Source organism: Klebsiella sp. HMSC25G12, assembly GCF_001807705.1.
Classification (GTDB): domain Bacteria; phylum Pseudomonadota; class Gammaproteobacteria; order Enterobacterales; family Enterobacteriaceae; genus Klebsiella; species Klebsiella variicola.
Genome location: NZ_KV789870.1, coordinates 1 through 9399, shown reverse-complemented (window position 1 = coordinate 9399; position 9399 = coordinate 1). Strand labels below are relative to the sequence as shown.

Below are 9399 nucleotides of genomic sequence, written 5' to 3'. Positions count from 1 at the left end.
CACCGGCAGTTTCAGTCGCGCAAGTGGGTAAATTAGCATCAGATCGCACGAGTCGTAGGCCGGATAGGGCGAAGCCGCCATCCGGCATCTTGTGCGACAAGCAGAATGACCGGCCTGGTTGCGAAGGCTATTTCCCTTTTCGTGTTGCCGTCAGCTCGGCGATACGCACGATCACCTGCACCGCCTTCTCCATCCCTTCCAGGGTGACAAACTCATGTTTGCCGTGATAGTTGTAGCCGCCGGTAAACAGATTCGGGCACGGCAGTCCCATAAACGAGAGCTGCGCGCCGTCAGTGCCGCCGCGGATCGGCTTCATCTGCGGTTCAATATCGCAGTCCACCATCGCCTGGCGGGCAATATCGACCACGTGCGGATGGGCGATCACCTGCTCATGCATGTTGTAATAACTATCCTCGATCACCAGCTCGATATAGCAGTCCGGGTGCAGCCCCTTGCCGACCTTTTTGGCGATCTCCATCATCTTGCGTTTACGCGCCTCAAAGTGCTTGCGGTCAAAATCGCGGATGATGTAGTGCATCTCGGCCCGATCCACGCTGCCTTTGATGCTGGTGAGGTGATAAAAGCCTTCATAACCTTCGGTGGTCTCCGGCGCCTCGTCGGCCGGCACTTCGGCATGAATGCGCGCGGCCAGCGACAGCGCATTGACCATCACCCCTTTTGCGGTGCCGGGATGCACGTTATTGCCGACAATCTTAATGGTCACCGAGGCGGCGTTGAAGTTTTCAAACTCCAGTTCCCCCACGCCACCGCCGTCGACGGTATAGGCCCAGCGGGCATCAAAGGCCTCGACATCGAAATGCTTCGCCCCTTTTCCGACCTCTTCATCGGGGGTGAAGGCCACGCGGATATCGCCATGAGGGATGTTTTTCGCCTGCAGGGTCGCCAGCGCGGTCATGATCTCGGCGATGCCGGCCTTGTCGTCCGCTCCCAGCAGCGTTTTCCCGTCGGTGGTGATCAGCGTCTGCCCCAAAAGCTGATGCAGAACCGGGAACATCACCGGGGAGAGCACCTCATCGCCGATACCCAGCGCGATATCGCCGCCGCGATAGTTTTCGACAATCTGCGGATTAACGTTTTTACCGCTGAAATCCGGGGAAGTATCGACGTGAGAGATAAAGCCGATGGCCGGGATATCGCCCTCCACGTTGGCGGGCAGGGTTCCCATTACCGTCCCTTTTTCACTCAGCGTTACCTTGACCAGTCCCATTTCTTCCAGCTGCGCCTGCAACAGGCGTAACAGCTTCCACTGCCCTTCCGTGCTGGGGACCTGACGAACGCCAGGCTTCGACTGCGTGTCCAAAGAAACGTACTGCAAAAAACGCTCAAGCAATTTATCCATGTAGCCACCCTCTTCTTTTGTGACAACATTATTCATAAGCCAGAAAAGACAAATATTGCGTCAGGTCATTCTTAGCCCGTAAAGCGAAATTTAATAACGGAACCGACGTTATGGTGTAAAGGTAGACTATGCAGGCGTATCAAGGATTGGCGATTACCCTTGTTTGCCGTAGAATGCTGGCCCTTATTAAAAACGTGCAACCCCAAAGGTGGTTAATCACAAACCCCGCAGCGGTCGGAAGTTTCCGTTGCGTCTACATGGGACAGAGTCAAAAATTGAATATACAACCGCGTTCGCGTTCGCCGCTGGTGCAACTGGCGGGAATTCGCAAGAGCTTTGATGGTAAAACGGTCATCGATAACCTTAACCTGACCATCAACAATGGTGAGTTTCTCACCCTGCTTGGCCCCTCTGGCTGCGGTAAAACCACCGTTCTGCGCCTTATCGCCGGCCTGGAAAACGTCGACAGCGGACGGATCCATCTCGAAGATCACGATATCACCCATGTCCCGGCGGAAAACCGCCACGTCAATACCGTCTTTCAAAGCTACGCCCTGTTTCCGCATATGACGGTATTCGAGAACGTCGCCTTTGGCCTGCGGATGCAGAAAACCCCGGCGGCGGAAATCACCCCGCGGGTTCTGGATGCCTTAAAGATGGTACAGCTGGAAGACTTTGCCCAGCGCAAACCGCACCAGCTCTCCGGCGGCCAGCAGCAGCGCGTGGCCATCGCCCGCGCGGTGGTTAACAAACCGCGCCTGCTGCTGCTCGATGAATCCCTTTCGGCGCTGGATTACAAGTTGCGCAAGCAGATGCAGAACGAACTGAAAGCGCTGCAGCGTAAGCTCGGGATCACCTTCGTCTTCGTGACCCACGATCAGGAAGAGGCCCTGACCATGTCCGATCGCATCGTGGTCATGCGCGATGGCAAAATCGAACAGGACGGCACCCCGCGAGAGATCTACGAAGAGCCGAAAAACCTGTTCGTCGCCAGCTTTATCGGCGAGATCAATATCTTCGACGCCACCGTGATCGAGCGCCTCGACGAGCAGCGCGTGCGTGCCAACGTCGAAGGACGGGAGTGCAACATCACCGTCAATTTTGCCGTGGAGGCCGGCCAGCGTCTGCACGTCCTGCTGCGCCCGGAAGATCTGCGCGTCGATGAGATCCACCACAACAGCGACGCCGACGGCCTGATCGGCTATGTGCGAGAGCGTAACTATAAGGGGATGACCCTTGAGTCGGTGGTCGAGCTGGAAAACGGCAAAATGGTGATGGTCAGCGAGTTCTTTAACGAAGACGACCCGGATTTCGACCACTCTCTTGACCAGAAAATGTCTATCAATTGGGTGGAGAGCTGGGAGGTGGTGCTGGCCGATGAAGAACTCCAGTAAATTCCAGAATGTGGTGATCGCCACCATCGTCGGTTGGCTGGTGCTGTTTGTCTTCCTGCCCAACCTGATGATCATCGCCACCAGCTTTCTGACCCGCGACGACGCCAACTTCGTCAAGCTGGTCTTCACGCTAGACAACTACTCGCGGCTGCTGGATCCGCTCAACTACGACGTGCTGCTGCATTCGCTGAACATGGCGCTGCTGGCGACCCTCGCCTGCCTGGCGCTGGGCTACCCGTTTGCGTGGTTCCTCGCCCGGCTGCCGCAGAAGGTGCGCCCCCTGCTGCTGTTTCTGCTGATCGTTCCCTTCTGGACCAACTCGTTGATCCGTATTTACGGGCTGAAGATTTTCCTCAGTACCAAAGGCTATCTGAACGAGTTCCTGCTGTGGTTAGGGGTGATCGACACGCCGATACGCATTATGTTCACCCCCTCGGCGGTGATTATCGGCCTGGTGTATATCCTGCTGCCGTTTATGGTGATGCCGCTCTACTCCAGCATTGAGAAACTGGATCGCCCGCTGCTGGAAGCGGCGAAAGATCTCGGCGCCAGCAAGCTGCAGACCTTTATCCGCATTATCATCCCGCTGACCATGCCGGGGATCATCGCCGGCTGTCTGCTGGTGATGCTGCCGGCGATGGGGCTGTTCTACGTTTCCGACCTGATGGGCGGCGCCAAGAACCTGCTGATCGGCAACGTGATCAAGAGTCAGTTCCTGAATATTCGCGACTGGCCGTTCGGCGCGGCTACCAGCATTACCTTAACCCTGGTGATGGGCCTGATGCTGTTGATTTACTGGCGCGCGGCGCGCCTGCTGAATAAAAAGGTGGAGCTGGAATGATCGGTCGACTGCTGCGCGGCGGCTTTATGACCGCCATCTACGCGTATCTCTACATCCCTATTATTATTCTGATCGTTAACTCGTTTAACCGGTCGCGCTTTGGTATCAACTGGCAGGGGTTCACCACCGACTGGTATAGCCTGCTGATGAACAACGATAGCCTGCTGCAGGCCGCCCAGCATTCCCTGACCATGGCGGTGCTGTCGGCAACCTTCGCCACCCTTATCGGCTCGCTGACCGCCGTGGCGCTGTACCGCTACCGCTTTCGCGGCAAGCCGTTCGTTAGCGGCATGCTGTTTGTGGTGATGATGTCGCCCGATATTGTCATGGCCATCTCCCTGCTGGTGCTGTTTATGCTGATCGGTATTCAGCTTGGTTTCTGGTCGCTGCTGTTTTCGCATATCACCTTCTGCCTGCCGTTTGTGGTGGTCACCGTTTACTCCCGGCTGAAAGGCTTTGATGTGCGGATGCTGGAGGCGGCGAAAGATCTGGGCGCCAGCGAGATGACCATCCTGCGCAAAATCATCCTGCCGCTGGCCCTGCCGGCGGTCGCCGCCGGGTGGTTGCTGAGCTTCACGTTGTCGATGGATGACGTGGTGGTCTCTTCGTTCGTGACCGGTCCGGGATATGAAATTCTGCCGCTGAAGATCTATTCGATGGTCAAGGTTGGCGTTTCGCCTGAGGTGAACGCCCTGGCCACGATTCTGTTGGTTCTGTCGCTGGTGATGGTCATCGCCAGTCAGTTAATTGCACGTGATAAAACTCAGGGGACGTTAAAATGAAAAAATGGTCACGCCACCTGCTCGCAGCCGGCGCTCTGGCAATCGGCATGAGCGCCGCACACGCGGACGATAGCAAAACGCTCTATTTTTATAACTGGACCGAATACGTACCGCCGGGCCTGCTGGAGCAGTTCACCAAAGAGACCGGCATCAAGGTCATCTATTCGACCTACGAGTCGAACGAAACTATGTACGCCAAGCTCAAGACCTATAAAGACGGCGCGTACGACCTGGTCGTCCCGTCGACCTACTTCGTCGACAAGATGCGCAAAGAAGGCATGCTGCAGAAGATCGATAAGAGCAAGCTGACTAACTTCAGCAACCTCGATCCGCAGATGCTGAACAAACCGTTCGATCCGAATAACGACTACTCCATTCCCTATATCTGGGGGGCGACGGCTATCGGCGTCAACAGCGATGCGATTGATCCGAAAACCATCACCAGCTGGGCCGACCTGTGGAAGTCGGAATACAAAAGCAGCCTGCTGCTGACCGACGACGCGCGCGAAGTGTTCCAGATGGCGCTGCGTAAGCTGGGCTATTCCGGCAACACCACCGACCCGAAAGAGATTGAAGCCGCCTATAACGAGCTGAAAAAGTTAATGCCTAACGTCGCGGCGTTTAACTCCGATAACCCGGCGAACCCGTATATGGAAGGCGAAGTGAACCTCGGAATGGTATGGAACGGCTCGGCTTACGTCGCACGCCAGGCCGGTACCCCGCTGGAGGTGATCTGGCCGAAAGAAGGCGGCATCTTCTGGATGGACAGCCTGTCGATCCCGGCGAATGCCAAAAACGTCGACGGCGCGCTGAAGCTGATTAACTTCCTGCTGCGCCCGGATGTCGCCAAACAGGTCGCGGAAACCATCGGCTACCCCACGCCAAACCTGGCGGCGCGCAAAATGCTCAGCCCGGCAGTGGCCAACGATAAATCGCTCTATCCGGACGCTGCGACCATTGAGAAAGGCGAATGGCAGAATGACGTCGGCAGCGCCAGCGCCATTTATGAAGAGTATTACCAGAAGCTGAAAGCGGGCCGCTAATCCCGCAGGGCGGAACCGCGGTTCCGCCTTTTTTTGCTCTCACCTTAGCCCCTCAGCGCGCGCCAGAGGATCGCCGGCAGCTTGCGCCAGCGCGGCCGATGATAAAAATCCACCAGCTTCTGCGCCACCGCTTCCTGCCCCCGGTGGGTAATAAACCAGGGCGGCAGGGGCATCAGCGTCAGTTCGCCATGCCACAGACTGCGCGGAAACGGCCGAAACGGCGCCTCAATCACCGTGCGCTCGGTTTTCTCCAGCATAAAGCTGTTATGCACCTTGCCCCGCCCGCTCTGAATATCGTCGAGCGTGTGGCCGGGAAACGCGCCCCACGGGCAAGGGGCCAACAGGAAGGCCACCCCGCTCCAGCAGTTGATCGCCACCGTGCCGTAGCGCAGCTCAGCGATTAACGCGTTAAAACGCTTACGTCCAATCGCTTTGCGGGTGCGCGGATGGATCACAATATTGGCCCCCAGCGTGCCCTGCAGCCGCTGATTCGCATAGCCGATCGCCTGGCGCAGAAAACTTTCCGCACTGTCGGCCTCAAGACGAGTGACCGACAGCCCCGGGCCAAAGACCTCCTGCTGACAGAGCGCCGGGTCATCGTCGGTGTTCGCCACAATCAACGGCAGCGCGTCGCCGCGCGCTATCTCCAGCGGCTGGCGGGCGCGCAGGCGAAAGTCGGTCAGCCGTTTTTCAGCGCCGGGGTAGTAGTCCGGGCGGGTATTCGCGGCGATCAGTCGGTACAGCTGATTCAGCAAGCCCGTCGCTGGCTCCCAGCCCTGCTGCAGGATCAGCACCTGGCTGGCCACGCAGTTAAACCCGCCGTTGTTCATCTTCTGCGTCGCCAGCTGCTGCGCCTGAAACGCAATATCCGCCTCGCTCCACGGCCCGGGTACGATAATGGTAGGGCTGACGCCGCCCAGCTCCGAAGTCACCCGACGCGGGTTCAGCGGCGTCCCGGCGGCCCGACGCTGGCGAGCCGCTTCACCGTCGCCCCAGACGATGACGTCATGGGTCTCGCGAGAGCCGGTGATATGGATCTCATCGACAGCGGGATGGCTGGTCAGCCATGCTCCCGCCTGGGCGTCGCCGGTGACGATGCGGAGCGCATCCATGGCAATCAGCGGTGCCAGGGCCTGGGCCAGCAGATCGTGCAGATAATCATTCACCGGGTTGAGCTTCAGCAGGCAGACCTGATTTTCAATAAACAGCTTGTGTAGCACATCCAGTGGCGCAATCGAGGCCACATTGCCGGCGCCAAGCACCAGCGCCAGCTTGCCCTGCCGCGCGGCCGGCGGGATGTCGTATGCCCGCGCCGCATAGCGGTCAAGATGGGCCCGGGTGACGCCTGGCTGCATCCATATCTCAGCGCGAACCCCAGACAGCAACAGTCGATCCCAGAGCGTGCCGGGCACCACCCGCAGCGCCAGGCGGCCGTCCGCCAGCGTCCGCAGCGGGATCCGCCGCAGAAAGGTCTTCTCTTCCAGCTGCTCCAGGGTGGCGATGAGCCCGTTGCAGCCGACCATTAGCGCGCAGGGGCCCGCCAGCCACTCCTCCCCCGCCAGCGGATCGCCCGCCCGCAGCCCTTTGGCCGCCGCCGCGGCGGCCACCCACGCCGGGGCAATACCAGCCAGGGCATCCTTGATCTGGCGCAGCAGCGCCAGACGACGGTTCACCGAGGTTTCCGCCCAACGCTGGCGCGCCGCCGACAAGGCGTACAGGGCAGCATCATACTGAGAGCAGGTCGTCAGACCGGGTCGCGCATGGCTCATTTTCCCTCACTCATTAAAATCTCTCCGTAGGCCTGGCGCAGTTGATTTTTGAGCACCTTACCCGTGGCGCTGACCGGTAGCGCGTCGACAAATATCACCCGGTCCGGGATCTGCCACTTTGGCACCCGCGTCTCAAACCAGGTCAGCAGATCGGTCTCTTCCACATCGCCCCCTTCCGCGCGAACGCACAGCAGCACCGGCCGCTCGTCCCAGCGCGGATGACGGGCGGCGATGGCTGCCGCGCTACGCACCGCCGGATGCGCGATGGCGATATTCTCCAGCTCAACGGTGGAGATCCACTCGCCACCGGACTTGATAATATCCTTTGCCCGATCGCAGATCACCAGATAACCATTGGCGTCGAGCGTACCGATATCGCCGGTATCAAACCAGCCTCCCGCGGTCAGGGCGCTCGCGTCCTGACCATAGTACTGCTCCACCACCCAGTGCCCTCTGACCTGCAGATACCCCTGACTTTGACCATCCCGGGGCAACGGTTCGCCATCCACGTCCACTACCTGCAGTTCGATGCCGAATATGGGCCGCCCCTGACCGGCGCGCTGCTTTTGCTGCTCCTGTGCCGGGAGCGCGTCATGTTTGCTCAACGGCGTGTTGATGGTGCCGATAGGCGATGTTTCGGTCATTCCCCAGGCGTGGGTCAGTTCAATGCCGTAATCACGCTGAAAGGCCTCGGCCATCGACGGCGGCAGCGCGGAGCCGCCAACCAGTGCACGTTTAAATTCAGGCAGCCGGACCTCTGTCCGGCGCATCGCCGCCAGCAAGCCGGCCCAGATCACCGGCACGCCAAACCCCACCGTTACCTTCTCGGCGGCCAGCAGCTGCAGCAGGCTGTCGCCATCGAGGTGCGGCCCCGGCAGCACCAGCCGCGCGCCGACCATAGCGGCGATAAACGGCGTCCCCCACGCGTTGACATGGAACATCGGCACCACCGGCAACAGGCTGTCCTTCGCCGATATGCCGGCGGCGTCCGGCTGGTTGCCGCTCAGGGCGTGCAGGACCAGCGAACGATGGGTATTCAACACCCCTTTCGGCCGGCCGGTAGTTCCCGAGGTGTAGCAGAGCGAAGCTGGGTTCAGTTCATTGAGCTGCGGCCAGCGATAGTCTACTGTCCCCTGCTGCAACAGATCGTCAAAAAACAGCAATGAGGGCAACTGGCTGAGCGCCGCTTCGCTGCGGGGTTCCATCAGCACGATGTGTTTCACCGTCGGGAGCTGCGGCAGCAGCTGCGCCACCAGTGGCAGAAAGGTCTGGTCAAAAAACAGCACTTCGTCGGCAGCGTCGTTGAGGATATACCGCAGATGGTCAACCGACAGCCGCGGGTTGACAGTGTGTGTCACCCAGCCGCCGGAGGCGACGGCAAAATAGATCTCCAGGTGGCGGCGATTGTTCCATGCCAGGGTAGCGCAGCGGGCGCCTGGCGGCAGCCCCAGCGACGCCAGCGCCGACGCCAGCCGCTGAGCGCGGCTGGCCACCTCCCCCCAGCTGCTGCGCTCCTGCTCACCGCCAGTACTCACCGAGACAATCTCGGTCTCGCTGTGATATTGCGCCGCATGGCCGAGCAGCGCGGCAGTGGTGAGATCCTGATAAATCATCGGTGACGGCATTACGGGGTCTCCTTTACAGACTTCCGGCAGGGAACAGGGTCGCGGCGCGATCGTGCGGGCGCCTATTGAATCTGGTCTACATTTGCCGGTCTGCACAAAAAAACGTACAGAAATCAGCGGTCACGCACAAAATAGAGTAAGAAATGATTCAGGAGGAAAAAGACGAAATCATAACAGGCAGGTCATTGCTTAGGGCGGCTATCGCCCGGCAGCGGGCCGGGCGATAGCAGTGGGGATTTACAGCAGCGCTTTCGCTTTAGCGACCACGTTGTCGACGGTGAAGCCGAACTCTTCGAACAGCTGCTCAGCCGGCGCAGACTCACCGAAGGTGGTCATGCCAACGATAGCGCCGTTCAGGCCAACGTATTTGAACCAGTAGTCCGCGATACCGGCTTCTACCGCGACGCGGGCAGAAACGGCTTTCGGCAGTACGGATTCACGATAAGCGGCATCCTGCTTGTCGAACGCGTCGGTGGACGGCATGGAGACCACGCGCGCCTTCACGCCTTCGGCAGTCAGTTTGTCCCACGCGGCCACTGCCAGCTCCACTTCGGAACCGGTGGCGATGAAGATCAGCTCCGGCTG

8 protein-coding genes are annotated in these 9399 nt (G+C 59.5%); 4 read left to right on the top strand and 4 right to left on the bottom strand.

Going from position 1 to position 9399, the window contains the following annotated elements; translation table 11 throughout:
* Nucleotides 1-127: 127 nt before the first annotated feature.
* A complete protein-coding gene (gene pepT / locus HMPREF3096_RS09900; protein ID WP_012542216.1) occupies nucleotides 128-1360 on the bottom strand; it encodes a peptidase T in 1233 nt (410 codons plus the stop codon).
* Between the two features lie 257 nt (nucleotides 1361-1617).
* On the opposite strand from pepT, the gene potA reads away from it, so the two are divergent.
* The 4 genes from potA to potD are packed head-to-tail and all read left to right on the top strand — an operon-like array spanning nucleotide 1618 to nucleotide 5420.
* A complete protein-coding gene (potA, locus tag HMPREF3096_RS09895; RefSeq protein WP_012542217.1) occupies nucleotides 1618-2754 on the top strand; it encodes a spermidine/putrescine ABC transporter ATP-binding protein PotA in 1137 nt (378 codons plus the stop codon).
* Nucleotides 2738-3595 (top strand): spermidine/putrescine ABC transporter permease PotB, encoded by an 858-nt coding sequence (gene potB, locus HMPREF3096_RS09890; RefSeq protein ID WP_070544413.1) that lies wholly within the window; start codon nucleotides 2738-2740, stop codon nucleotides 3593-3595. The genes potA and potB overlap by 17 nt, the downstream gene beginning before the upstream one ends.
* Nucleotides 3592-4377, top strand: coding sequence for a spermidine/putrescine ABC transporter permease PotC (potC, locus tag HMPREF3096_RS09885; RefSeq protein ID WP_012542218.1), 786 nt, complete (start codon nucleotides 3592-3594; stop codon nucleotides 4375-4377). The genes potB and potC overlap by 4 nt, the downstream gene beginning before the upstream one ends.
* Nucleotides 4374-5420 (top strand): spermidine/putrescine ABC transporter substrate-binding protein PotD, encoded by a 1047-nt coding sequence (potD, locus tag HMPREF3096_RS09880; RefSeq protein WP_023297371.1) that lies wholly within the window; start codon nucleotides 4374-4376, stop codon nucleotides 5418-5420. The genes potC and potD overlap by 4 nt, the downstream gene beginning before the upstream one ends.
* A gap of 44 nt (nucleotides 5421-5464) precedes the next feature.
* Here potD and HMPREF3096_RS09875 read toward each other — a convergent pair whose 3' ends face one another.
* The 3 genes from HMPREF3096_RS09875 to HMPREF3096_RS09865 all read right to left on the bottom strand — a co-directional run.
* Nucleotides 5465-7189 carry an aldehyde dehydrogenase family protein gene (locus tag HMPREF3096_RS09875; RefSeq protein ID WP_032729968.1) on the bottom strand — a complete coding sequence of 575 codons (1725 nt, stop codon included), beginning with the start codon at nucleotides 7187-7189 and terminating at the stop codon, nucleotides 5465-5467.
* Nucleotides 7186-8814, bottom strand: a complete 1629-nt coding sequence (locus HMPREF3096_RS09870; protein WP_032729966.1) for a long-chain fatty acid--CoA ligase — start codon at nucleotides 8812-8814, stop codon at nucleotides 7186-7188. The genes HMPREF3096_RS09875 and HMPREF3096_RS09870 overlap by 4 nt, the downstream gene beginning before the upstream one ends.
* 237 nt (nucleotides 8815-9051) lie before the next feature.
* On the bottom strand, nucleotides 9052-9399 hold a 348-nt coding region (locus tag HMPREF3096_RS09865; protein ID WP_323807204.1), incomplete at its 5' end, for a transketolase-like TK C-terminal-containing protein.

Coding starts and splice junctions, on each gene's coding strand:
- potC (WP_012542218.1), top strand. CDS start 3,592: ATGATCGGTCGACTGCTGCGCGGCGGCTTTATGACCGCCATCTACGCG.
- potD (WP_023297371.1), top strand. CDS start 4,374: ATGAAAAAATGGTCACGCCACCTGCTCGCAGCCGGCGCTCTGGCAATC.
- pepT (WP_012542216.1), bottom strand. CDS start 1,360: ATGGATAAATTGCTTGAGCGTTTTTTGCAGTACGTTTCTTTGGACACG.
- HMPREF3096_RS09875 (WP_032729968.1), bottom strand. CDS start 7,189: ATGAGCCATGCGCGACCCGGTCTGACGACCTGCTCTCAGTATGATGCT.
- potB (WP_070544413.1), top strand. CDS start 2,738: ATGAAGAACTCCAGTAAATTCCAGAATGTGGTGATCGCCACCATCGTC.
- HMPREF3096_RS09870 (WP_032729966.1), bottom strand. CDS start 8,814: ATGCCGTCACCGATGATTTATCAGGATCTCACCACTGCCGCGCTGCTC.
- potA (WP_012542217.1), top strand. CDS start 1,618: ATGGGACAGAGTCAAAAATTGAATATACAACCGCGTTCGCGTTCGCCG.